The organism is Nonomuraea sp. GTA35 (genome assembly GCF_041950525.1).
Lineage (GTDB): Bacteria > Actinomycetota > Actinomycetes > Streptosporangiales > Streptosporangiaceae > Nonomuraea.
The window spans coordinates 434501-457119 of the sequence record NZ_JBGNUV010000008.1; the positions used below are offsets into that span (position 1 = coordinate 434501).

Consider the following 22619-nt stretch of genomic DNA (forward strand, 5'->3'; position numbering starts at 1 on the left):
CATGACGCAGGTGGGACATGAGGCGGCGCGCGCACTGCTGCGCAGGCTCGCCGTCGAGCAGGCCGAATGCAGGATCCCGTCGCTGACGGCGGCCATCGTCCGCGACGGGCGGCCGGCGTGGTTCGCCGGGCGCGGCAGCGTGGACGGCGCCGCGCCGACCGCCGCCACGCAGTACCGCATCGGCTCGATCACCAAGAGCATGGTCGCGGTCGTGGTGATGCGGTTGCGCGACGAGGGCGCGCTCGACCTGACCGACCCGCTCGAACGGCACCTGCCGGGCACCCGGCTGGGCCACCTGACCATCGCCCAGCTGCTGTCGCACACCGCCGGCCTGACCGCCGAGCCGCCCACCGCCTGGTGGGAGCGCACCCCCGGCATCCCCGCCGGCGACCTGCTGGAGCGGCTCGGGCCCGGCGAGCTCAAGCACCGGCCCGGCCGGCGCTTCCACTACTCCAACGTCGGCTTCGCCGTGCTCGGCGAGCTGGTGGCCCGCCTGCGCGGCACCACCTGGCTCAAGGCGCTGCGCGCCGAGGTGCTCGACCCGCTCGGCATGCACGCCACCACCGCCCGCCCCCGCGCCCCGCACGCCACCGGCTACGCCGTGCACCCGTGGGCCGACGTGGTGCTGGCCGAGCCCGAGCACGACGCCGACGCCATGGGCCCGGCCGGGCAACTGTGGTCCACCGCGCACGACCTGGCCCGCTGGGCGGCGTTCCTGGGCGGCGAGACCGGCGGCGTGCTGTGCCCCGGCACCCTCGCCGAGATGCGCGAGCCGATCGGCGTCGACGACGGCGACGCCTGGACCGGTGGCTTCGGCCTGGGGTTGCAGCTGGCCAGGATCGGCGGGCGCCGCCTGGCCGGCCACAGCGGCTCGATGCCCGGCTTCCTGGCCACCGTGTGGACCGACGCCGCCGACGGCGTCGGGGTGCTGTTCCTGGCCAACACCACCAGCGGCATGAGCGGCACCCTGCTGACCGACCTGCTCGACATCCTCGACCGGTACGAGCCGCGCCTGCCCGACGAGTGGCGGCCCGTCGCCGCCGACCCGGACCTGCTCGCGCTGACCGGGCTGTGGCACTGGGGGCCCAAGGCGTACACGCTGCGGCTGCTGCCCGAGCGGGGGCTGTCGCTGGAGCCGGTCGGCGGGGCCGGGCGGGCCTCGCGGTTCGTGCCGCAGGACGACGGGACGTGGCTGGGGCTGGACGGCTACTACGCCGGGGAGACGCTGCGCGTGGCGGCCGACCATCTCGACCTCAACACCTTCATCTTCACCCGCACACCGTACGACCCGGACGCGCCGGTGCCGGGCGGGGCGGGCGACTGGCACGCCTGACGCCCGCCGGCTGGGTCCGCCGGCTGGGCGCCTCGGCTGGGCGATTCCACCGGGCGATTCGACCGGGCCCGCAGGCTGGAAGGCCCAGCCGGCGGGCCCGTCGTCGGCGTCGTTTCAGCCGAGCGGGATCACCGGTTCCGTCGAACGGCTGACGTAGGAGCAGCCCGTGGTGGGCAGGCTGCTCGCCGCCGGCGGCGTGGCGCCGTCGTAGACGGCCAGCAGGAAGTTCTGCGGGCAGCGCCGGGTGCTGCCGGTGCGGATGCCGAAGTGCAGGTGCGGGCCGGTCGAGTTGCCGGTGTTGCCGGTCAGCCCGATCTGCTGCCCGGCGCCGACCGACGCGCCGTTGGAGACCGACCACGACGAGAAGTGGCAGTAGGTGTAGATGGCCCCATCGGTGCCTGTCAGGTTGATGCCGCGCCCGCACAGGCTGTCGTCGATGACCGTCACCGTGCCGGCGCGCACCGCGTACGCCGGGGTGCCGGTGCCGACCGGGAGGTCGATCGCGGGATAGTCGTGGTGCGGGTCGTCGTACTCGCTGCGCGGCAGCGCGCCGCGCGGCAGGGGCAGCGAGAACGAGGTGGAGCCGGTCGAGGAGGTGATCCGGACCGCGTCGGCGACGACGTAGCCGGGCTGGCTGGTCCAGCGGCTGACGCCGACCACGTTGTAGTCGCCCGCCGCCAGGGTGAACGTGCCGAGGCTGACCCAGCGGCCGCCGTTGGCGCGCTGGTCGACGACCATGCCGCGGGTGCCGTCGGCGGTGGCCACCATGAACGGGGTGGCGCTGTTGTATCCGGCGTCCGCCGGATACCAGACCTCGACCAGGTGGGGCCCGGCCGCGGGGATCGACGCCCTGAACCAGGCGACGTCGCTCGCGGTGGTGTTCGGGGTCGCGAACCGGTAGTCGGCGCCGTACCGTTGCGCGGACCACGCCGACGTGCCCCAGTCGGCGCTTGCGGTGAACTGTCCGGCGGTGGCGTTGTCGACCGTGGTGGTGGCGGCCGCCGCGGGGTGGGCGGGGCCGAGCAGGGCCAGGCAGGCCGCCACGACCGTGGCCGATAAGCGAGTGATGATTTTCACGAGCTGTTCCCTCCGGGGGGTTGAGGGGAAGCAGAGGCGAAAGTATTCAACCAACCCGCGAGAGCGAATGAAAGATATCTACATAGACCGGTCTCTTATGCCGTGAGCGGCCGGCCGAGGATCGGCCGCTCACGGTCTGGGTGGTCAGCCGGTCAGGGCGGCGGCCAGGTCGGCCGCCGCGCCCGGGGGCAGGGCGGCGTGCAGCAGCTCCACCCGGTGCACCAGCCGGGGCGCGGCCACCGGCACCGTGCGCACCCCGCCACCCCCTGCGCCCCCGGCGGGAACGGCGGGAACGGCGGAGGCGGGCAGGAGAGTCAGGCCGTGGCCGGCCGCCGCCAGGGTGAGCACGGTGTGCACGTCGTCCCCCTCGTACTCCAGGCCCGCCGGGAACCCGTCGCCCACCAGGTCCCGCAGCCGGGCGAGCGGGCACAGCGGGCTCTGCAGCCAGCGGGCGTCGATCAGGTCCGCCAGCCGCAGCGACGCCCGTCCGGCCAGCGGATGCCCGGACGGCAGCACCACGACCAGGTCCTCCTCCGTCACCCCCGCCGTCGTCATGGGGCCGGCGTCGGGCAGCCGCAGCGGGTCGCTCGGGGCGGCGATGCCACCGGCCAGGCCCAGGTCGGCGTGGCCCTCGGCGACCAGCGCCGCCAGTTGCTCGGCCCGGCAGGTGCGCAGCCGTACCTCCAGGCGTGGCCGGTGGGCGCGGGCCCGGGCCAGGCGGGCGGCCACGGCCGGGTTGACGGCCAGCGGGGTGGCGGCCAGGTCCAGCAGGTGGCGGGGCGCGGCGGCGGTGCGCAGCACGTCGGCGCGGGCCGCGCGCAGGCGCAGCAGCAGCGGCTCGGCGTGCTCCAGCAGCCGCCGCCCCGCCGGGGTGGGCTCGACCGGGCGGCGGCGCAGCAGCGGCAGGCCGAGGTCGGCCTCGAGGGCGGCGATCTGCTGGGAGATCGCCGACTGGGTGTAGCCGAGCTCGGAGGCGGCGGCGGAGAACGAGCCGTGCCGGGCGACGGTCACGAACGTGGTCAGCAGGTGCGGGTCCATCAGCGTTGCTTATCTTCGGTGCAGGAATCATCGTTGGCGCTTAACGAGGGGCGCCGGTCACGATGGTGTCATGAGAATCGCTCTTGTGGGGGACCGCTCCCCCGGTGTCCGTTCCCACGCCCGGATCCCGCTGCTGATGCAGGCGCTGCGCGAGCGGGACGGGATCGCGCTGGACGCCTACTGGATGCCCACCGACGACGTGAGCGGGGTGGCGGGGTTCGACGGGATCTGGCTGGTGCCGGGCAGCCCGTACCGTGACGAGGCGGGCGCGGTGGAGGCCGTGCGGGTGGCGCGGGAGCAGGAGATCCCGTTCCTGGGCACGTGCGCGGGGTTCCAGCACATGCTGCTGGAGTTCGCCCGGCACGTGTGCGGGCTGCCCGTCGCGCACGCCGAGAACGAGCCGGGCGCGGCGGACCTCCTGCTGACGCCGCTGGCGTGCTCGCTGGCCGGGCACGAAGGGCGGGTGCGGCTGGTGCCCGGCACCCGGATCGAGCAGATCGTCGGGGCGCCCTCGACGATGGAGTCCTACATCTGCTCCTACGGGCTCAACGAGGACTACAAGCAGACACTGGCCGGGCACGGGATGGTCTTCTCCGGGCACGCCGACGACGGGACGGCGCGGGTGGCCGAGCTGCCCGGGCATCCGTTCTTCGTGGCCACCCTGTTCCAGCCGGAGCTGGCCGGGGACGGGCGGCGGCCGCATCCGGTGATCTCGGCGTTCGCGGCGGCCGTCGCCCGCCGCCACACCGGCCACGACCTGCCCGCGGCCGCGGCCGTCACGTCACGGGGCTGATCTCCCGCGCGCGGGCCGCGACCGGCCTCCACCGCTGCCGCTCGCTGTCCCTCCCTCCAGCCCGTCCGCCGTCACCGCTCCCGCCCGCCGTCCGGCTCGCCGCCCAGCTCGCGCAGGCGGCGCAGCAGCGCCGCCCGCCGGGCATGGGCGCGGACGACCAGCACCAGCGCCGCCGCGACGAACAACCCCCCGACCGCCAGGACCGGCCCGGGAACGGCGGCGCCGCGCTGGACGGCGGCCACGCCCACCAGGGCGGTGGTGGCGACGGAGGCGGCCAGGCTGATCCAGGCGGCGATCACCCGGTCGGTGGCGAACAGCGGCACCCGCCGCCGCACCAGCCAGCCGCCGTAACCCGCCCAGGCCAGGCAGAACACGGTGAACAGCGCGAAGGCCGCCTGCGTGCGGCCCGGCAGCGGGCCGGGCTCGCTCCACCACAGCGCGGCCACGAACACCGCACCAGCCAGCCCGGCCACCAGCGCCGCCACCGCCCGCACCCGCCGGCCGACCCCCAGCGACGGCTCCAGCCGCTCGATCATCTCCCGCGCGGACAGGCGCGGCTCCTCACGTTCGTTCATGACCGATCTCCCTCCTCCAGATGGGCCCGCAGCAGACGGCGGGCCCGGCTGAGCCGCGACTTGATCGTCCCGGCCGGGACCTGGCAGATCTGCGCGCAGTCCTCCACCGAAAGGTCCTCCAGGTAGTGCAGGACGAGCACCTCCCGTTCCGGCACCGGCAGCCGCGCCAGGGCGCTGATCAGCTCGGCGCGGTCCACCATGGCCTCCACCGGGTCCCCGGCGGCGGCCTCGCCGGCCGTGAGCGTCTCGGGCTCGCGGGCGTACTGGCCGCGCAGCCGGTCGGTGATCGAGCGGCGCGCGATGGTGAACAGCCACGGCGCGAACCGGTCCGGCTCCCGCAGCCGGGGCAGGCCGCGCACCACCGCCAGCCAGATCTCCTGGCTCACGTCGTCGGCCCGCTCGGCGTCCAGCATGCGCCGCACGTACGTCCACACCGGCACCCGCCAGCGGGCCACCAGCTCGGCCAGTGCCGCCCGCTCGCCCAGCTGGGCGCGGACCACCAGCAGCTCATCGGTCATCTCGTCCTCCCGTCACCCTGCACAGTCGGGCGGCAGGCCCCTCGGGTTCACGGTCCGGACGCCAGACTTCACGGGTTCACGGGTTCAGGCAGGCGGTACGAGCCTGGCGAGCCGTCGCAGGCAGTGGCGGGCCAGCGCGACGGCGAACGGGCGGGCCAGCGGCCAGGCGGCCCTGCCCAGCGCGCCGAACGGCAGCTCCAGTTCCTCGGCCCAGATCACCCGGCTGCCGTCCCGCTCCGGGCGGACGCTGAAGGCGCCGCGGCCGCGCACGACGCGGCCGGTGTGCGTGACGCGCACCAGCGCCGGCGGCTCCCAGTGGGTGATCGTCATCGTGTCGAGGATGCCGAACGGCCGCACCCCCGTGTACGCCTCCAGCCTGTCCGCGCCCACCCTCCGGGCGGTGGTCAGGAGCATCCACTCCTGATGCCGGGGCCAGTCGGTCATCACCGCGAACACCTGCTCCGGCGGCGCGGGTACGTGCACGGCGGCGGCCGCGTACACGGGTTTCACCAGGATGCTCCCCTCGTCAGATCCCTTACCGACATCTTCGCCCGGGAACGGCCGGACCCGCTGGCTGTCCCCGGCTCCCGCGAAGTACCTGCTCATGATCGGGCTGAACGAACCCGGCGTGCCTGACGGGCTCGCCCGCTCCAGGCACCGGAAGGGTGTCGATGGCGCGTGGTGGCGGCAGGAGGGGGCACGACCCTGGGCACAGGCTGCCTGTGCCGGGGGTGGTTCCGGCAGCGTGCTGCCCCCGTCGGCCGCGACACGCCCGGCTTCGCCGGTCGGGTACGGGAGTGGGGTACGGGGGTCGTCTTCGGCGGCGGTCAGAGCAGGGGTGGAGCAGCGGGTATTACGGCCATGGCCCGCGAGCGAGGGACAGGACGGTGTGAAGGTGAGCCGGATTCTGGTGACGGGTTCCGCGGACGGCCTGGGGCGTGCCGCGGCGGATGCGTTGTTGTCCGCGGGGGCCACGCCGGCTGGTGTACCTGAGCAGCAGCTCGCATTTCGAGGGCCGTCCCTCGCTCGCCGGGGTCGACTGGCGGGGCCGCAGCGCCGGCTCGTACGCCGACAGCAAGCTGTTCGTCACCACACTCGCGGCCGAGGTGGCGCGGCTGCGGCCCGGGCTGCTGAGCAACGCCGTCGATCCGGGCTGGGTGCCGACCAGGATGGGCGGACCCGACGCGCCTGACGATCTCGAGCTCGGCCACCGGACGCAGGAGTGGCTCGCCTCCAGCGACGATCCCGAGGCTCTGACCAGCGGCGGGTACTGGTACCACCGCCGGCGGCTGCAGCCGCACCGCGCCGTCCACGACGAGGCCTTCCAGGACCGCCTCCTGCAGGGGCTGGCCGAGGAGACCGGCACCGCGCTGTGAGGGTGAAGCGGCCCCGGCCGGGTCCCGGTCGTCCCCGCGTCGATGCCCGGCCGGCTGGGCGTCGGCCGTCGTCCGGGTTACAGCGTGCGCAGCACCTGCATGGCGTCGTGCTCGATGCGCGACAGCTCGTGGAGGACGGCGCCGGCCTGTTCCAGGCAGTCCGCGTCGCCGCTCTCGCCGGCCTTGGCGATCAGGGTGGACACCTCCGTCCACAGGACGGCGGCCTCGGCGTACAGCCGGTGACCTGTGCGCAGGCCGTCGTCGTCGATCAGCCGGGCGCACTCGTCGAGGAAGTCGCGGTACAGGGCCCGGAACAGGGCGCCGCCGGTGCCGCCCCGTTCCATCAGGAGGGCGGCCTGCGGCAGGTCCCGCCCCGGCTCGCCGGCTCGCCGCAGCCAGCCGGGCACCTGCTTGCCGGCCTTGGCGATGCCGCGGTGGCCCAGGTTCGCGATGGGGGCGGACAGGAAGGCCTCGGCGCAGTCCCTGACGGCGGGGATGAGCTGGTCCTGCCAGGCGGGCACGCGCGCCGGCAGGGTGAGGGTGAAGGATCGGTTCCTGGCGGTCATCGGGCCGCGCTCGGCCCGCGCCCTGGCCAGGCCGTCCCGGCTGGTGCGCACCGTGCCTCCCTGCTGGTCGGTGTCCACCAGGTAGGCGTGGTGCTCGTCGTAGCCGTACATGGCCACGACGTGACCGCCGAAGTGCACCCTGGACCGGAAATAGTCCAGGTGGTAGGAGTCGAGCTGCAGGCCGACCGGCCGGCCCGCGTCGAGGGGGGTGGCCACGTTCTGCCACGCCTTGCGCGGTGAGGTGGTCTCGGCGACCGCCAGCGTCAGCCCCAGCCTGGCGGCCAGGTTCCTGGTGAGCTCGAAAGGCTTGACGCGGCCGCCCAGGAAGGGGAACGGCATGCCCTTGCTGTCCCAGTAGACGAACGACAGGCCCGAGCCGAGCCCGAACAGCAGGGGCTCGGACAGGTCGAGGCCCTCGTGCCGCAACAACACGCCCAGCGCCGTCGTCTCGCAGTGCTGCATGCCGCGGGCCTCGATGCCCTGCACGATGGTCATGCGTCCGCTCTCCCCTGTCCCTGGCACTTTCATGATGGCCCAGCATGAGGCCTCCCCCGGGGGGAGAGTCCAGGGGAACGTTCTCACGTCCGGGTCCGGCCTTCCTCGCCTGGGCGCGCTCGAGCCGGGAGAGGGGGTGCGCGGCAGCCGCTCACTCCGCGCGCACGCCGGAGGTGGACAGCAGCGGGATGCCGAGCATCACCAGGCGCGGATCGAGGGAGAGCTCGGCGATGAGCCGCAGGTCCTCGGCGGCCATGCCGGCCTGGACGAGCTGGGGTGCCAGCTCCCTGCTGCCGAAGTGCGCCAGCAGGCCGACGCCGGTGCCGCCGCGCCAGGAGCGCTGCCAGGCCTCGGTCTCGACGCGCGTCAGCCCGGCCCCGGCCATCGCGGCGTGCACCTGGCGGCCCCAGAAGGGGTCGTTGCCGTTGGCCCGCAGGACGGCGCGGATGCCGCGCTCGTAGGCGGCGAACACCTCGTGGGCGCGCGGGTCGGGGGTGTCGAGCACGGCCGCGGCCCAGCGCGCCTCCAGCTCCTCCACCAGCAGCACCCCGCCGGGGGCGAGTGAGCCCGCCAGCCGGGCCAGCACCTCGCGGCGCTGCGGCAGGTGCTGCAGCACGGCTCGCGCGTGGATGAGGTCGAAGCTGCCCGCCGGCATCGCATCGACGGCCACGTTGTGGCGCATGACCGTGAGCCGGGGGTGGGGGCGTACGTGCTGGGGTTTGACGTCGGTGGCGATCACCTCGCCCTGCGGGCCGACGCGGTCGGCGAGCCAGGCGGCGATCGTGCCCGCGCCCGCGCCCACCTCCAGGCAGCGGGCGCCCTCGGCGACGCCGAGGCGTTCGAGCCTGGCCGTGGTGAACTCGTCGCACATCTCGCCCAGCGAGCCGAGCAGCTCGTCGGCGTGGGGCGCGTCGTTGTCGAAGGCGTACGGGGTGGCCGGGTCGTGGGTGTGCCCAGTGGCCGCGTTCATCGGCCCTCCTCGCTGGCGTGCTCCGGCGGTGACGGCCGGATCTGGCCGGAGTGTCGCAGGTCTGGGCGGGAGGGGCAAGACTGTCCGGGTGCGGCTCAGCCGCGCCCGCCGGTGAACGGGGGCTCGCCCTCCTTCAGCGGCCGGAAGCGCAGTGCCGACCAGGTCTCGTCCACCGCCACCTGGCCGTTGGGGCGCAGGCCGTACTCGCCGACGATCGGCCAGAGCGTGTCGCGGTTGATGTCCGACTTGTTGCCCTTGGGGTAGGCCACCCAGACGACGGCGGGCTCGGTGAGCAGGGCGCGGTGCTCGTCGAGCAGCCGGCGGGCGGCGGCCGCGTCGGCGGCGAAGAAGACCGCCACGTCCGCCTCCTTCAGGTGCCCGGCGTGGCGGGCGCCGTCGGGCAGCGGCTCCACCAGCGGGCGGTGGGCGTCCTCGGAGGTCCACACGGCGGTGCCCGGCTTGACGAGCAGTTTCTCGGCGACGGTCTTGGCAGGCATGGTCAGGCCCTCGTGTAGGTCAGGTTCAGCACGCCGGTGCTGAAGGTGGCGGATCTGGTGAGCGTCAGGGGGATCTGCCCGATGCCGTCGTCGAACAGGCGGCGGCCGCGGCCGAGCACGATGGGGTGCACCAGCAGGTTGAGCTCGTCGAGCAGGCCCTCGCGCAGCAGCCACGTCACCAGGGTAGGGCTGCCGCTCATGCCGATGTCCTTGCCGGGGGCCTGCTTGAGCCGGATCAGCTCCTTGCGCGGCTCGCCGGCGATGACGGTGGTGTTCGCCCAGGTGGGGGTGGTCAGGGTGGTGGAGACGACGTACTTGGGTGCCGCGTTCAGGGTGGCGGCCATGGGGTCCTTGGTGGCGTCCTGGTGCGGCCAGTGGGCGGCGAAGGCGTCGTAGGTGTGCCGGCCGAGCAGCAGGGCGTCCGCGGCCTGCATCTGGGCGGCGACCGCCTGGCCCATCTCGTCGTTGAGGTACGGGAAGTGCCAGGTCTCGGGCGCCTCGACGACGCCGTCGAGCGAGATGAACAGCCCCGCGACGATCTTTCTCATGAGTTTCGGCTCCTTGTTCTCCGAGGTGGCTCCAGCGTTCCACCGACAAAAAGAATTGTCAAGGCAAGCGAGTTGGTCGGTGGCGAAATGCGGGTGAGAAGCGGGCCGAAGGCTCGATAGGGTCCGGGGGCATGACCTTTCCCCGCAAGCTGACCAGGGGCGATGTGGTCCGCGTCGTGGCCCCGGCGCGATCGCGCGCGATGGTGACCGAGCACGACCACACCGGCCTCATCGAAGCCCGCTTCGCCGAGCTCGGCCTCACGCTCACCTACGGCCGCCACGTCGACGAGCGCGACGCCCTCGACTCCTCCTCCATCGCCTCCCGGGTCGCCGACCTGCACGACGCCTTCGCCGACCCGTCGGTCGCGGCGATCCTCACGGTCATCGGGGGTTACAACAGCAACGAGCTCCTGCCGTACCTGGACTGGGAGCTGATCCGCGCCAACCCCAAGATCCTGTGCGGCTACTCCGACATCAGCGCCCTGCAGAACGCGATCCTCGCCCGCACCGGGCTGGTGACCTACTCGGGGCCGCACTGGTCGACGTTCGGGATGCGCGATCACTTCGAGCAGACGCTGCGCTGGTTCACCGACGTCATGTTCGGCTCGGCTCCGGTCACCCTCGCGCCCGCCGACGCCTGGAGCGACGACCTGTGGTTCCTCGACCAGGACAAGCGCGAGCTCATCCCCAACGAGGGCTGGTGGCGGCTGCGGCCCGGCGCCGCCGAGGGGCGCCTCGTCGGCGGCAACCTCTCCACCCTGAGCCTGCTCCAGGGCACCCCCTACATGCCGTCACTCGACGGCGCGATCCTCCTGCTGGAGGACGACTTCGAGTCGCACCCGGCGATCTTCGCCCGCAACCTGACGTCGCTGCTGCAACAGCCCGACGCCGCCGGGGTGCGCGGGCTGGTCGTCGGGCGCTTCCAGAAGGCGACCCGCATGACGCGCCCGCTGCTGGAGCAGATCATCGCCACCCAGCCGCCGCTGGAGGGGGTGCCGGTGCTGGCCAACCTCGACGTCGGCCACACCTACCCCCTGGCGACCGTCCCGATCGGCGGCCTGGCCGGGCTCGCGGTCGGTGGCGGCGAGGCGAGCCTCACCCTGCGCCGCCACTGACGCCCGGGTCAGGACTCCAGGAAGTGCAGCACCGCCAGCACGCGGCGGCTGTAGCCGGTGGTGTGCGACAGGTTCAGCTTGTCGAACAGGGAGTTGACGTGCTTCTCCACGGCGCTCTGCGACACGTGCAGCTCCTGGGCGATCGAGGCGTTGGTCAGCCCCTGCGCCATCCGCTCCAGCACCTCGCGCTCGCGCGCCGTCAGCCGGGCCAGCGGGTCCACCTGCGTGGTGCGGGCCAGGAGCTGCCGCACCACCTCGGGGTCGAACGCCGCGCCGCCCGCGGCGACCCGCTCCAGCGCGTCGAGGAAGTCGCCGACCTGCCCGACGCGGTCCTTCAGCAGGTAACCGACGCCTTCGACGTCGGAGCTCATCAGCTCGGTGGCGTAGCGCTTCTCCACGTACTGCGACAGGACCAGCACCTTGATGTCCGGCCAGCGGCGCCGGATCTCCAGCGCAGCCCGCAGCCCCTCGTCGGTGTGGGTGGGCGGCATGCGGACGTCCACCACGACGATGTCGGGGCGGTGCTCGTCCACGGCGGCCACGAGCGCCTGGCCGTCGCTGACGGCCGCGGGCACCTCGTGACCCTCCTCCAGGAGCAGGCGCACCAGGCCCTCGCGCAGCAGCGTGGAGTCCTCGGCGAGGATCACCCGCACGGCAGCACCGCCGTGATCGTCGTGGGCCCGCCCGCCGGGCTGGTCACCTCGAACCTGCCGTCGAGCGCCGCCACCCGCCTGGCCAGCCCCGAAAGGCCGCCTCCAGACGCCTGCGCGCCGCCCGAGCCGTCGTCGCGCACCCGTACGACCACCGCCGACTCCTCCTCCTGCACCTCGACCGTGATGAGCGTGGCGCCGGCGTGCTTGGCCGCGTTCGTCACCGCCTCGCAGACCACGAAGTACGCCGCCGTCTCCACCGCCATCGGCGGCCGCTCCCGCAGCCGGCAATCTACCTTGACCGGGACGCTGGAGCGTTCCGCCACCCCCGCCAGCGCCTCGCCCAGCCCGAGCGAGTCCAGCCCGCTCGGGTAGACCCGCCAGGCCACCTCGCGCAGCTCCGCGAGCGCCTGCTGAGCCTCCTGGTGCGCCTGCTGCATCAGCTCGGTCCGGCCGCGCAGGGACCGGCCGATCAGCATCGACAGCGCGACCAGCCGCTGCTGCAGCCCGTCGTGCAGGTCACGCTCGATCCTGCGCCGCTCGGAGTCGACCGCCGCCACGATGCCGGCCCGGCTCTCGGCCAGCTCGGCGATCCGGCGCTGCAGCGCCTGCGTGGGGTCGGGGCCGAGCATCCGCCTGGCCAGCATGCGCTCCAGCGCGTGCACGCCGACCAGGCCCGACAGCACCAGGAACAGCGCCACGAACCCGGTGACGCCGAGGTAGGTCACCAGCGGCACCGAGGGCACCATCTTGTCGAACGGCTCGCCCCGCCCCCACGCGGCCGCGAGCTGCACCGTGATCGACAACCCGAACCCCAGCAGCAGGATCACCAGGCCGCCCAGAATGCCGACCGGCACCCGCGTGGCCAGGTACCTGCTCGCCCGCCCGCCCCGCCCGTCCGCCAGCGCGTCCAGCTCGCTCAGGTCCAGGCGCAGGCGGCGGGCCTCCAGCCGGGCCAGCCGCCGGGCGGCGGCCCGCACGTTGGGATTGCCCAGGAACGGCAGCGTGAGCAGCAGGAACACCAGCTCGGCGAGCGCCGTGACGGCGCCCAGGACCACCGCGCCGCCCAGGCGCAAACCCTCAGCGGCCGCTCGCATGCCTGCCCTTGGCGCGCTCGGTCAGCCGCACCACGACGAAGATGACGACCGCGAGGCCGACCAGGCCGAGCACGACCTTGCTGCCGATGCCGGCGTAGGTCTCCACCAGGTGCCAGCTCTCGCCCAGGCGATAGCCGGCCAGCACGAAGACGGAGTTCCAGATGAGGCTGCCGGCCGTGGTGAGCAGCGTGAACGTCGGCAGCGGCATCCGCTCCACGCCGGCGGGGACGGAGATGAGGCTCCGGAAGATGGGGATCATCCGGCCGAAGAACACGGCCTTGCGGCCGTGGCGCTGGAAGAACGCCTCGGTCTTCTCGATGTCGGCGATCTTGACCAGGGGGAGCTTGGCCGCGATGGCCAGCGTCCGCTCGCGGCCCAGCAGGGCCCCCACCGCGTACAGCGCCAGCGCGCCGACCACCGAGCCCAGCGTCGTGCACACCAGGACATCGATCAGGTCCATGTTCCCCTTGCTCGCGGTGAAACCGGCCAGCGGCAGGATCACCTCGCTGGGTAGGGGCGGGAACAAGTTCTCCAGTGCGATGGCCAGCCCCGCCCCCACGGCACCAAGGCTCTCCATCAGTCCGATCAGCCAGTCAGTCATGAGATCAAGGCTATGGAAGATCTGGAAAAACGCGGAATGGGGAGCCTGCCCGATCCTGACTGCGGTAAACCGCACCCTCCACGTACCGTACACTGTACGGCCGTGAGCTCTTCCACGGATCTGGTCCGGCACTCGGCAGTCTTCCAACCCGGCGACCCGCCCAGGTCCGGCCAGGTCGCCTTCCTCGACCCCGGCGGCGACGGCCTGGTCACCGTGGCGGACGAGCACGACGGCCAGGTCACGACCAGGTCCGCCGCTGCCACCCTGGTGCCCGTCGGGGAGGCGGTGGCGGCGCTGGCCCGGGCCCGCATGGACCCGCACGCCCACCCGGCCGCCCGCTTCTGGGGCGCCGCCGCGCTCGTCGCGCTGCAGCTCGTCACCCGGGGCCGCGTCCTGCCCGGCGTGACGTCCGGCGAGCACGACTCCTGGCGGGCCGGGCCCCTGGACGCCGAGGACCTGCGGCGCGTGCGCGAGCTGGCCGCCGCGATGCCCGCCGCCGCCCGCGCCATCCCCCTCGCAATCCCCCTCGACGCCCCGCCGCACCCGCAGGGCCCGCTGCTGCCGGACGCCGAACCTCTCGTGCGGGCCTTCCTCGACGCGGTCGCCGACGCCATGCCGCGCTCGCCCGGCGCCGTACGCGCCACCGGCACCACCCCCTTCGCCGCCGCCAGGCCCGTCAAGGTCCCCCACCTGCGCCGCTGGTCCGAGGAGATCTCGGCCGGCCTGGACGCCGGCGTGCGGCTGTCGCTGCGCATCGAGGCCGACGACCCGGCCACCGCCGAGTTCCGCGCCGTCGTCCAGCTCCACAGCCTGGCCGACCCCTCGCTCGTCGTGGACGCCGCCGACCTGTGGCAGGGCCGCGACCCCGGCTTCGGCGCCCGCGCCAGGATCGAGGCCACGCTCGCCGTGCGCCGCGCCGCCCGCGCCTGGCCCCGCCTGGAACGCCTGCTGGACAGCGCCGTCCCCGACGAGCTCACGCTCTCCGACGGCGACGTCGAGGACCTCCTGGCCGGAGCCGCCGACCGGCTGGCAGCCGCCGGCGTGGACGTGCACTGGCCCAAGTCGCTCGTGCGCGGCCTCAGCGCCCGCGCCGCCCTCGGCGACCGCGACGCCGCCCCCTCCGACCTGCCCTCCTTCCTCGGCGGGCAGCACCTGACCAGCTTCGACTGGCAGCTGGCCCTCGGCGGCGAGCGCCTGACCGCCGCCGAGATGGACCGGCTCGCCGAGGCCCACCGCCCCGTCGTACGGCTGCGCGACCAGTGGGTGCTCATCGACCCCGACCTGGCCCGCAAGGCCCGCCAGCGCGACCTCAAGCCGCTGACCGGCATCGAGGCGCTCGGCGCCGCGCTGACGGGAACCGTCGAGGTCGACGGCGAGCAGGTGCCCGTCGAGCCCACCGCCTGGCTGAACGAGCTGCGCGAGCGGCTGGCCGAGCCCGCCGCCGTCGACCCGCCGCACGGCCTGGCCGCCACCCTGCGCGACTACCAGCTCGCCGGGCTGCGCTGGCTGGCCAGGATGACCTCGCTCGGCCTCGGCGCCTGCCTGGCCGACGACATGGGCCTGGGCAAGACGATCACGCTCATCGCGCTGCACCTGCACCGCACCGCCGAGGGCGCCGGCCCCACGCTCGTGGTCTGCCCCGCCTCGCTGCTGGGCAACTGGGAGCGCGAGATCACCAGGTTCGCGCCGGGCGTGCCCGTACGCCGCTTCCACGGCAGCAACCGCTCCCTCGCCGACGAGGGGTTCGTGCTGACCACGTACGCCACCATGCGCCTGGACGCGGCCCGGCTCGCCGCCCACCGCTGGGGCCTGGTCGTCGCCGACGAGGCCCAGCACGTCAAGAACCCCGCCTCGGGCACCGCCAAGGCCCTGCGCGAGATCCCCGCCGCCGCCCGCGTCGCGCTCACCGGCACCCCCGTCGAGAACAACCTGTCGGAGCTGTGGGCCATCCTCGACTGGACCACGCCCGGGCTGCTCGGACCGCTCGGCAGGTTCAGGGCACGCTGGGCCAGGCCCGTCGAGTCCGGCGACACCGAGGCGGCCGAGCGGCTGTCCAGGCTCGTCGGGGCGTTCCTGCTGCGCCGCCGCAAGAGCGACCCCGGCATCGCGCCCGAGCTGCCGCCCAAGACCGAGACCGACCGCCCCGTGGCGCTCACCGTCGAGCAGGCCGGCCTGTACGAGGCCGTCGTGCGCGAGATCATGGCCCAGATCGCCGACGCCCAGGGCATGGCCAGGCGCGGCCTCATCGTCAAGCTGCTCACCGGGCTCAAGCAGATCTGCAACCACCCCGCGCAGTACCTGCACGAGGCAAGCCCGCGCCTGCCCGGCCGCTCCGGCAAGCTGGAGCTGCTCGACGAGCTCGTCGACACCATCGTCGCCGAGGACGGCGCCGTGCTGGTCTTCACCCAGTACGTCGCCATGGCCCGCCTGCTGGAACGCCACCTGTCCGGCCGAGGCGTGCCCACCCAGCTCCTGCACGGCGGCACCCCCGTCGCCCGCCGCGAGGAGATGGTGCAGCGCTTCCAGGACGGCAGCGCCCCGGTGTTCCTGCTCTCGCTCAAGGCCGCCGGCACCGGCCTGAACCTCACCCGCGCCGACCACGTCATCCACTACGACCGCTGGTGGAACCCCGCCGTCGAGGACCAGGCCACCGACCGCGCCTACCGCATCGGCCAGACCAGGCCCGTCCAGGTGCACCGCCTCATCGCCGAAGGCACGATCGAGGACCGCATCGCCCAGATGCTCACCGCCAAGCGCTCGCTCGCCGACGCCGTCCTGGCCTCCGGCGAGGCCGCCTTCACCGAGCTGACCGACGCCGAACTCGCCGCCCTCGTGGAGCTGAGATGACCGCCGCCCGCGGATTCGCCGCCTTCCCCCCGCAGCGCGCCGGCGCCCGCTTCGCCACCTCCTGGTGGGGACGCGCCTGGATCCAGGCCATGGAGGACACCTCCCTGGACCACGGCCTGCTGCGCAAGGGCCGCGCGTACGCCAAGCACGGCCGGCTCGGCCCCATCACCGTCAGCCCCGGCAGGATCGCCGCCGTCGCCGAGAGCGAGTACGACGTCGTCGTCCGCGTCGAGCAGCTCACCGACGCCGCCTGGGAGCGCTTCCTCGACCAGGTCGCCGCCAAGGCGGGGCACATCGCGGCGCTGCTCGACCGCGACATGCCGCACGACCTGGTGGAGGCCGCCGAGGACGCCGCCGTGCCGCTGCTGCCGGCCGTCGGCGATCTGGAACCCGAATGTTCGTGCCCCGACTGGGGGCACCCCTGCAAGCACGCCGCCGCCCTGTGCTACCAGGTGTCCTGGCTGCTGGACGCCGACCCGTTCATGCTGCTGCTGATGCGCGGGCGCGGCGAGCGCGACGTCATCGAGGCGTTGCAGGAGCGCGAGGCGCCCGTCCAGGAGCCGTCCGGCGTGCCAGCGGCGCTGGCGTACGCGGCGGGGGTGCCGCCGTTGCCGGAGCCGCCGCCGTACGACGTGGCCTACACCCCGCCCGCCCTGGAGCCGGCCCCCGGCGTGGACGTGGACGCGCTGCGGGTGCTGGCCGCCTCGGCCGCCGGGCGGGCCCGCGAGCTGCTGAGGCGCGGCCGGCTGCCGGAGCTGAGCGAGTACCAGGACCGCGTCCGGCTGGCCGCCGAGCACGACCTCGACCTCGGGCTCGGCGCGGCCGTCCAGGCGTGGCGGTACGGCGGCGCCGACGGGCTGGACGTCCTGGACAGCACGTGGACGCCGCCCCGGCGGGAGCTGGCCAGGGCCCAGGCGCTGCTGGAGTCCGGCTGGGAGGGCGAGCACCCGCCCCAGGTGGAGGCGTGGCGCAACCGCTGGACCGTCGGCCCGGTGCAGCTGCGCTACGGCCGCGACGGGCGCTGGTACCCCTTCACCCGGCGGGAGGACGAGTGGTGGCCCGCCGGCCCGCCGGAACGCGACCCGTCCGCCCTGCTCGGCTGATCGGCTCAACGCTCCCGGCATCCCCCGCAAGCGCACTGGACAGCCAGTCGGCGGCGCCCGCCAGCCAGTCAGGGCGGGCGTTGCCGAGCAGGTGGTCGCCGTGCGGAACGCGCAGGTACCGCCCCTGAGGCGCCAGGCGGGCCAGCGGCTCGCCGCCGGTCACGCCGGGAATGACGTCCTGGCCGCCGTCGATCACCAGCAGGGGGCAGGTGATCCGCGGGGCGAGGGCGGACAGGTCCACCTCACCGGCGAAGCGGCGGGCCGCCTCCTCGCCGCCGGCGCGCCGGCTGAGCAGGTCCCGCACGGGAGCGGGCAGGGCGTCCCAGTCCAGCCGGAACGGGCCGCTGACGGTGACGGCGGCCGTGACGCGGGGTTCCCTGGCGGCGCTCTCGGCGGCGTAGTAGCCGCCGAGGCTCAGCCCGACGAGCCCCACCCGCCGCGCGCCGAGGGCGTCGGCGACCGCGCCGATCACGCGGTGGTAGTCGGCGCGGACGGTGCTGGTGGCGGCGAGCACGCCCTGCCCGGGCCCGTCCATGGCGAACACGGTCGCGCCCCGGCGCAGCAGAGCTTCGGCGAGGTCGTGGAACTCCTCCTTGCCGGAGTCCAGCCCCGGCACCACCACGGCCACCGCCGCGGCGTCGGCGGGGCCGCGCAGCCAGCCGGCGAAGCCCGGCCCTTCGATCCGCCGCGCCTGCGGCTCCAGCAGGTGCAGGGCGCGGCCCATGGCGGCGTCGGCCTCGCCGGCCGCCGGCGCGCTGTCCGGGTTCGGGCCCAGCGTGGCGACGTGGAACCAGCGCGCCGCCACCTGGAGGTGCCCGGCCGCGGAGATCGGCGTGTCCGCCCGTCCGGCGCGGGCCAGGTGCTCGCGCGCGGTGCGCATGAACGCCTCGCCCCACTGCTCCAGGCCTGCCAGCTCCCCGGTGACGCGCAGGTACTCGTGCGGGTCCAGCCCGGCTCCGGTCGCGCGGGAGAACGTGGCGGCGGCGAACTCAGCAGCGAACCCGGAGGCGCCTGTCGTGTCGCTCGTCGTCTTGCTCATCGTGCCGCTCCGATCGTCAGGACGGCCTTGCCGCGGATCCGGCGTTCCCGCAGATCGACCAGCACCTCGGCGGCCCGGCTCCAGTCTGCGGTGCGGCCGATCTCCGGATGCAGCCGCCCGCCGGCCGCCAGGCGCACCAGGGTGACCAGGTCGCGGCCGTAGGGGGCGCCCGCGTAGTGGAAGTGCCGGATCACGGCGTTCTCCGGCCCCGCGAGCAGGTCGAAGAAGTCCACCGTCGCCGGGGTACGGCCGGCCTGCCCGAACCACACCAGCGTGCCGCCCGGCACCAGCCTGGCCAGCGCGGCCCCCAGGGCACTGCCGCCGGTGGACTCCAGGACCACCTCGAACGGCCCCTCCGCCTCGTCCACGCCGTGCACGACCGCCGCGGCGCCCAGCTCGCGCAGCCGCGCGCCGCGCTCGGCGGTGGCGGTCACCGCGGTCACCTCCGCCCCGGCCGCCGCGGCGAGCTCGGTCACGTAGTGCCCGACCCCGCCCGAGGCGCCGGTCAGCAACACGCGCCTGCCCGTCACGGTGCCCGCCGCGCGCAGCAGCCGGAGCGCGGTGATCCCGGCCAGCGGCAGGGCGGCCGCCTGGACGGTGGTCAGCTCGTCGGGCAGGACGGCGATCGAGCCGGTGGCCACGCTCGCGTACTCGGCCCAGCCGCCCCTCGGCGGATGGCCCACCACCCGCGTGCCGACCGGCGGCCCGGAGCCGTCGGCCGCCGCCTGCACGACCAGGCCGGCGACGTCCTTGCCGGGCAGCAGCCCGGGCTCCGGCGCTTCCAGCAGGAACGTCTCCCCGCGATTCGGCGCGAACGCCTCGACCTTGACCAGCACCTCGTCCGGAGCGGGCACGGGCTGAGCGGCCTGGGCGAACTCCACTGGCCGCGAACCATCCCCCGTAGGGATCAATCTACGCATGCGGCAATGAAACCGGCATCCTGCTCGGAGGCTCCAACAACAGACGCGGCAGGCCGACAACCGTTGGTTGTCGCCTATGGTGACAGGCGTGGATCTGGACCTGGCGCAGGTGCGCGCGTTCGTGCTGGCGGCCGAGGAGCTGCACTTCGGGCACGCGGCCGAGGAGCTGTCGATCTCCCAGCAGGCGCTGTCCAAGCGCATCGCCCGCCTGGAGTCCACGCTCGGCAGGCGCCTGCTCGACCGTGGTGGCCAGGGCGTGCGCCTCACCGAGGCCGGGCGGCGTTTCCTGGAGCCCGCCCGCCAGGCGCTGGCCGCCGCCGACCTGGCCGTGGCGGCGGTCCTGGACGCGCACCGCCCCCTGCGCGTCGACATGTGGGGCCACCTGTACGCACCCATGCGCACGCTGGCCCGGGTCGCGGCCGACGCGCCCCGGCTGGAGCTGGGCCACGGCCGCGACCTGCCCTCGGTGATCGCCGCGCTGCTGCACGGCGACATCGACGCCGCCTTCGGCCGCGTCCACGCGCCGCTGCCGGCCGGCCTGACCCATCGCCTGGTACGGCTGGAGCCGGTGGACGCGATCCTCGGCGCCGACCACCCGCTGGCGGACGCGCCGGCGATCCGGCCGGCACAGCTGCGCGACGGCGTGCTGTGGGCCCCGGGAGCGCTGCACCGCCTGGACTTCCTGCGCCGCTTCGCCGACTCCTTCGGCGTCCGCGACCGCGCCGAGGGCACGAACCTGGGACTGGAGCACTTCCTGGCCGACCTCGCGGCCGACACCCGCCGCTTCAGCCTGCTGCCCGCCGACGTGCCCCTCCCGCCCGGCCCCGCCATCCGCTCGATCCCGCTGGTTGACCCCACACCCCTGTACGCCTGGTCGCTGCTGTGGCGCGGCCAGGGCGGCCATCCCCTGCTGGAGGCCCTGGTGAGCGCCTTCGTGGCGGAGGCGGAGCGCAGCCGGTGGCTGGAGTACGATCCCCTGCGCGACTGGCTGCCCGAGCGCCACGACGCCCGCGCCTCGACGCCGGCCTGAGGGCCCCGCACAGGTATCGGCCCTCGCGCAGGCCCGTCAGGAGGCCACCGAGATGACGTGACCGATCGAGGCGCGGTCGCCGATCAGCTGCAGCATGCAGTCAGCCACGTCCGCGCGGGTGGTCTTGAGTCCGCCGCGGATGCTGAGGTCCCAGGCCGTGCGGTAGGCGTTCGTGCGGCCGTCGTCGGTCAGGCGGGCGGGGCGGACGATCGTCCAGTCCAGGTCGGCGGCCCGCAGCAGGCGTTCCGCCCTGGCCAGGTCGGCGTAGGAGTGGCGGAACAAGCGCTGGATGACGAGGGGCTTGAGCACGTACCGGGTGAAGAGGCCGTCGCCGGCGTCGGCCTCCAGACCGGCGGCGCTGACCATGAGCAGGCGGCGGGCGCCTTCCCGGCCCATGGCGGCGACGATGGAGGTGATGCTGCCGGTCTGGACGGTGGTCGGGCCGCGCTCGCGCGAGCCCATCGCGCTCAGCACGGCGTCGCGGCCCTTGACGGCGGGGGCGATGGCGGCGGGGTTCATGATGTCGGCCTCGACGACGTCGAGGCGGTGGCGCAGGTCGGCCGGGAGGCGGCTCGCGTCGCGGACGACGGCGGTGATGTCGTGGGCCCGCTCCAGGCCCTGACGCAGGAGCTCCAGACCGGTGCCGCCGGTGGCTCCGAAGACGGTGATCTTCACGTGGGTTCGCTCCTCGGTGGTGTGTAAGTATTTACTCACCACGATAGCCGGAGAAGGCGCCGGTCGGGGTGCCGGGCCTCGGGGGGCAGGAGAGATGTGGAAGGGAGTCCGGCGCTCACGGGATTCTCCCAGGTCAATGGCCCCTTGCCAGTGCGGCCGGGTTCAGCCGGGTTCGATGCCGTGGAGGATCAGGCCGAGTTCGTAGGCCAGGACGGCGGCGTGGGTGCGGTCGCGGGCGCCGAGTTTGTCCAGGACGTTGGTCACGTGCGTCTTGATCGTCTCCCGGGACACGTGCAGGGCCGCGGCGATCTCCGGGTTGGCCTGTCCGAGCGTGATGTGCCGCAGCACCTCGAGTTCGCGGGGCGTGAGCGTGACCGGCCGGCGCGGCCGGGCGCTGCCGTGTTGCGGGGAGGCGATGCGGCGCAGCGCGTCGGGGAAGAGCACCGCGCGGCGGGAGTGCACCAGCCGGACGGCTTCCACCAGCTCGCCGGCCGGGGCGCGTTTGAGCACGTACCCGGCGGCTCCGGCGCGCAGCGCGGCCCACACCAGCTGGTCGTTCTCGAAGGTGGTGACGACGATGACGCGGGTGGACGGGGAGCCGCGGGTCAGTTCGACGGTTGCGGCAAGGCCGTCCATGCGGGGCATGCGGATGTCCATCAGCACGACGTCGGCGCCCGCGCCGGCCTCGACGGCTTCCCTGCCGTCGTCGGCCAGGACGACGTGGATCACAGCGGCAGCCTCGCTTCGACGCGCCGGGGCCTGATGGTGGCCTCCGGCGTGCTGGGGGTGCTGGCGGCGCTCGGCGTCCGGTCCCGGCCGAGAGCCGCCGGCGTGGCCGCCGTGGCCGAGAGCGCCTTCTTCCTGCTGGTGATGTCGGACGCGTCCGTGCTGTCGTCCATCGGGTACGCGCTCGTTCCTGCCGTCCTGCTGGGGGTCGCCGGGTCGGTGGCGGTGGGGTGCGTACGGCGGCAGCCCGTCGCGTACGTGCTGGCGGTGCTGCTCCCGGCCGGGCTGATCGCGTCGCTGACCATGACCGACGCGGTCTCCCGCTACCTGGTCAACGTGGCCTCAGGGTTCGGCGTGTACGGCGGGCGGATCGCTCGGTCGTGGGCGATGGCGATCGCCGCGGTCGGGTGGGCGTGGCTCGCGTACGGATCGTTCGCGCGTGGGCGCAAGGTGACGGTCCCGCGGCGGGCGAGGGCCGTCACGATCGCGGCCGCCCTCTGTCCCGTGCCGTACGCGCTGACGTGGGTGACGTGGGTGACGCCGTGGCCGCTCGGCGGCTTCGACCCGCGGACCGGCCACATCACGCTGATCGCCGTGGAGGGCGGCGACGCGGCCACTCGGATGCAGGGGTTCCTGATCGGCCTGAGCGCGGTCCTGGCCGTCGTGCTGGCCCTCGGCCTGATCAGCCGCTGGGGTGAGGTCGTGCCGCGATGGGTGCCCCGGCTGGACGGGCGGCCGGTCCCGGTGATGCTGGCCGTCGGGCCGGGCGCGTTCGGCGCGGTGGCGCTGTGCGTCTCGGCCCCCGGCGTGCTGGCCGGGGGCGTCCAGATGGGCTCGTGGGTGGACGGCGTCCTGTTCGTCCTGATGTTCCCGTGCCCGGTGCGGGGTCCGTTGCTGGGGGCCGCGGTGCTCGCCTACTGGGCGCGCCGCAGAACCGCTGAGCCATCGAGGAGTGCCGGAGGTGCCGTCGCGTGAATCGCTGTCGTCCAGGGGTCAGGAGGTGAACCGCGTTCCGGGTGCGGGCCGGGCT

General features: G+C 74.3%; 24 protein-coding genes. 8 read left to right on the plus strand and 16 right to left on the minus strand.

Annotated features, from left to right (window positions below; translation table 11 throughout):
• Position 1 precedes the first annotated feature (1 nt).
• Complete coding sequence (locus ACBJ32_RS33780) at positions 2–1333, plus strand: serine hydrolase domain-containing protein (protein ID WP_375130201.1); 1332 nt, start codon at positions 2–4, stop codon at positions 1331–1333.
• 114 nt (positions 1334–1447) lie between these two features.
• On the opposite strand, the gene ACBJ32_RS33785 is transcribed toward ACBJ32_RS33780, so the two are convergent.
• Together ACBJ32_RS33785 and ACBJ32_RS33790 are read right to left on the minus strand one after the other, a co-directional pair.
• Positions 1448–2410 (minus strand): peptidoglycan DD-metalloendopeptidase family protein, encoded by a 963-nt coding sequence (locus ACBJ32_RS33785; RefSeq protein ID WP_375130202.1) that lies wholly within the window; start codon positions 2408–2410, stop codon positions 1448–1450.
• 144 nt (positions 2411–2554) lie between these two features.
• Complete coding sequence (locus ACBJ32_RS33790; protein ID WP_375130203.1) at positions 2555–3448, minus strand: LysR family transcriptional regulator; 894 nt, start codon at positions 3446–3448, stop codon at positions 2555–2557.
• Positions 3449–3518: 70 nt separating this feature from the next.
• Here ACBJ32_RS33790 and ACBJ32_RS33795 point away from each other — a divergent pair, with 70 nt between their 5' ends.
• A complete protein-coding gene (locus ACBJ32_RS33795; RefSeq protein ID WP_375130204.1) occupies positions 3519–4241 on the plus strand; it encodes a hypothetical protein in 723 nt (240 codons plus the stop codon).
• 71 nt (positions 4242–4312) lie between these two features.
• Here ACBJ32_RS33795 and ACBJ32_RS33800 read toward each other — a convergent pair whose 3' ends face one another.
• From ACBJ32_RS33800 to ACBJ32_RS33810, 3 genes are all read right to left on the minus strand, one after another.
• A complete protein-coding gene (locus ACBJ32_RS33800) occupies positions 4313–4816 on the minus strand; it encodes a hypothetical protein (protein ID WP_375130205.1) in 504 nt (167 codons plus the stop codon).
• Complete coding sequence (locus tag ACBJ32_RS33805) at positions 4813–5334, minus strand: RNA polymerase sigma factor (protein ID WP_375130206.1); 522 nt, start codon at positions 5332–5334, stop codon at positions 4813–4815. Before ACBJ32_RS33805 ends, ACBJ32_RS33800 begins: the two co-directional genes overlap by 4 nt.
• Before the next feature lie 84 nt (positions 5335–5418).
• A complete protein-coding gene (locus tag ACBJ32_RS33810) occupies positions 5419–5844 on the minus strand; it encodes an SRPBCC family protein (protein ID WP_375130207.1) in 426 nt (141 codons plus the stop codon).
• 473 nt (positions 5845–6317) lie between these two features.
• Between ACBJ32_RS33810 and ACBJ32_RS33815 the strand changes: the two genes are divergently transcribed.
• Positions 6318–6710 carry a hypothetical protein gene (locus ACBJ32_RS33815; protein WP_375130208.1) on the plus strand — a complete coding sequence of 131 codons (393 nt, stop codon included), beginning with the start codon at positions 6318–6320 and terminating at the stop codon, positions 6708–6710.
• A gap of 77 nt (positions 6711–6787) precedes the next feature.
• On the opposite strand, the gene ACBJ32_RS33820 is transcribed toward ACBJ32_RS33815, so the two are convergent.
• The 4 genes from ACBJ32_RS33820 to ACBJ32_RS33835 all read right to left on the minus strand — a co-directional run bounded on the left by ACBJ32_RS33820 (position 6788) and on the right by ACBJ32_RS33835 (position 9786).
• The gene (locus ACBJ32_RS33820) at positions 6788–7771 is read right to left on the minus strand and encodes a BtrH N-terminal domain-containing protein (protein WP_375130209.1); all 984 of its coding nucleotides are present in this window, start codon (positions 7769–7771) and stop codon (positions 6788–6790) included.
• A 151-nt stretch (positions 7772–7922) separates the two neighbouring features.
• Positions 7923–8741 (minus strand): class I SAM-dependent methyltransferase, encoded by an 819-nt coding sequence (locus ACBJ32_RS33825; RefSeq protein ID WP_375130210.1) that lies wholly within the window; start codon positions 8739–8741, stop codon positions 7923–7925.
• Positions 8742–8836: 95 nt separating this feature from the next.
• Positions 8837–9238 (minus strand): hypothetical protein, encoded by a 402-nt coding sequence (locus ACBJ32_RS33830; RefSeq protein ID WP_375130211.1) that lies wholly within the window; start codon positions 9236–9238, stop codon positions 8837–8839.
• 2 nt (positions 9239–9240) lie between these two features.
• The gene (locus ACBJ32_RS33835; RefSeq protein WP_375130212.1) at positions 9241–9786 is read right to left on the minus strand and encodes a dihydrofolate reductase family protein; all 546 of its coding nucleotides are present in this window, start codon (positions 9784–9786) and stop codon (positions 9241–9243) included.
• A 131-nt stretch (positions 9787–9917) separates the two neighbouring features.
• Between ACBJ32_RS33835 and ACBJ32_RS33840 the strand changes: the two genes are divergently transcribed.
• The gene (locus ACBJ32_RS33840) at positions 9918–10901 is read left to right on the plus strand and encodes a S66 peptidase family protein (protein ID WP_375130213.1); all 984 of its coding nucleotides are present in this window, start codon (positions 9918–9920) and stop codon (positions 10899–10901) included.
• 8 nt (positions 10902–10909) lie between these two features.
• On the opposite strand, the gene ACBJ32_RS33845 is transcribed toward ACBJ32_RS33840, so the two are convergent.
• The 3 genes from ACBJ32_RS33845 to ACBJ32_RS33855 are packed head-to-tail and all read right to left on the minus strand — an operon-like array spanning position 10910 to position 13249.
• Positions 10910–11554: a response regulator transcription factor gene (locus tag ACBJ32_RS33845; RefSeq protein ID WP_357889758.1), complete on the minus strand. Its 645-nt coding sequence runs from the start codon at positions 11552–11554 to the stop codon at positions 10910–10912.
• Positions 11545–12648 (minus strand): sensor histidine kinase, encoded by a 1104-nt coding sequence (locus tag ACBJ32_RS33850; protein ID WP_375130214.1) that lies wholly within the window; start codon positions 12646–12648, stop codon positions 11545–11547. The genes ACBJ32_RS33845 and ACBJ32_RS33850 overlap by 10 nt, the downstream gene beginning before the upstream one ends.
• Positions 12632–13249 carry a DedA family protein gene (locus tag ACBJ32_RS33855; protein WP_357889752.1) on the minus strand — a complete coding sequence of 206 codons (618 nt, stop codon included), beginning with the start codon at positions 13247–13249 and terminating at the stop codon, positions 12632–12634. The genes ACBJ32_RS33850 and ACBJ32_RS33855 overlap by 17 nt, the downstream gene beginning before the upstream one ends.
• A gap of 102 nt (positions 13250–13351) precedes the next feature.
• Between ACBJ32_RS33855 and ACBJ32_RS33860 the strand changes: the two genes are divergently transcribed.
• Both ACBJ32_RS33860 and ACBJ32_RS33865 read left to right on the plus strand, forming a co-directional pair.
• Positions 13352–16096 (plus strand): DEAD/DEAH box helicase, encoded by a 2745-nt coding sequence (locus tag ACBJ32_RS33860; protein ID WP_375130215.1) that lies wholly within the window; start codon positions 13352–13354, stop codon positions 16094–16096.
• Positions 16093–17199, plus strand: coding sequence for an SWIM zinc finger family protein (locus ACBJ32_RS33865; protein WP_375130216.1), 1107 nt, complete (start codon positions 16093–16095; stop codon positions 17197–17199). The genes ACBJ32_RS33860 and ACBJ32_RS33865 overlap by 4 nt, the downstream gene beginning before the upstream one ends.
• Here ACBJ32_RS33865 and ACBJ32_RS33870 read toward each other — a convergent pair.
• Both ACBJ32_RS33870 and ACBJ32_RS33875 read right to left on the minus strand, forming a co-directional pair.
• Positions 17129–18238, minus strand: a complete 1110-nt coding sequence (locus tag ACBJ32_RS33870) for an alpha/beta fold hydrolase (RefSeq protein WP_375130217.1) — start codon at positions 18236–18238, stop codon at positions 17129–17131. The genes ACBJ32_RS33865 and ACBJ32_RS33870 overlap by 71 nt on opposite strands.
• A complete protein-coding gene (locus ACBJ32_RS33875; protein WP_375130218.1) occupies positions 18235–19119 on the minus strand; it encodes a zinc-binding dehydrogenase in 885 nt (294 codons plus the stop codon). The genes ACBJ32_RS33870 and ACBJ32_RS33875 overlap by 4 nt, the downstream gene beginning before the upstream one ends.
• A 127-nt stretch (positions 19120–19246) precedes the next feature.
• Between ACBJ32_RS33875 and ACBJ32_RS33880 the strand changes: the two genes are divergently transcribed.
• Positions 19247–20188 (plus strand): LysR family transcriptional regulator, encoded by a 942-nt coding sequence (locus tag ACBJ32_RS33880; RefSeq protein WP_375130219.1) that lies wholly within the window; start codon positions 19247–19249, stop codon positions 20186–20188.
• Positions 20189–20224: 36 nt separating this feature from the next.
• Here the strand turns inward: ACBJ32_RS33880 and ACBJ32_RS33885 are convergent, their stop codons facing one another.
• Positions 20225–20863 (minus strand): NAD(P)-dependent oxidoreductase, encoded by a 639-nt coding sequence (locus ACBJ32_RS33885; RefSeq protein ID WP_375130220.1) that lies wholly within the window; start codon positions 20861–20863, stop codon positions 20225–20227.
• A 162-nt stretch (positions 20864–21025) separates the two neighbouring features.
• On the minus strand, positions 21026–21592 hold the full coding sequence (locus ACBJ32_RS33890) for a LuxR C-terminal-related transcriptional regulator (protein ID WP_375130221.1): 567 nt from the start codon (positions 21590–21592) through the stop codon (positions 21026–21028).
• On the opposite strand from ACBJ32_RS33890, the gene ACBJ32_RS33895 reads away from it, so the two are divergent.
• On the plus strand, positions 21584–22564 hold the full coding sequence (locus ACBJ32_RS33895) for a hypothetical protein (RefSeq protein WP_375130222.1): 981 nt from the start codon (positions 21584–21586) through the stop codon (positions 22562–22564). The genes ACBJ32_RS33890 and ACBJ32_RS33895 overlap by 9 nt on opposite strands.
• The last annotated feature ends 55 nt before the right edge of the window (positions 22565–22619 follow it).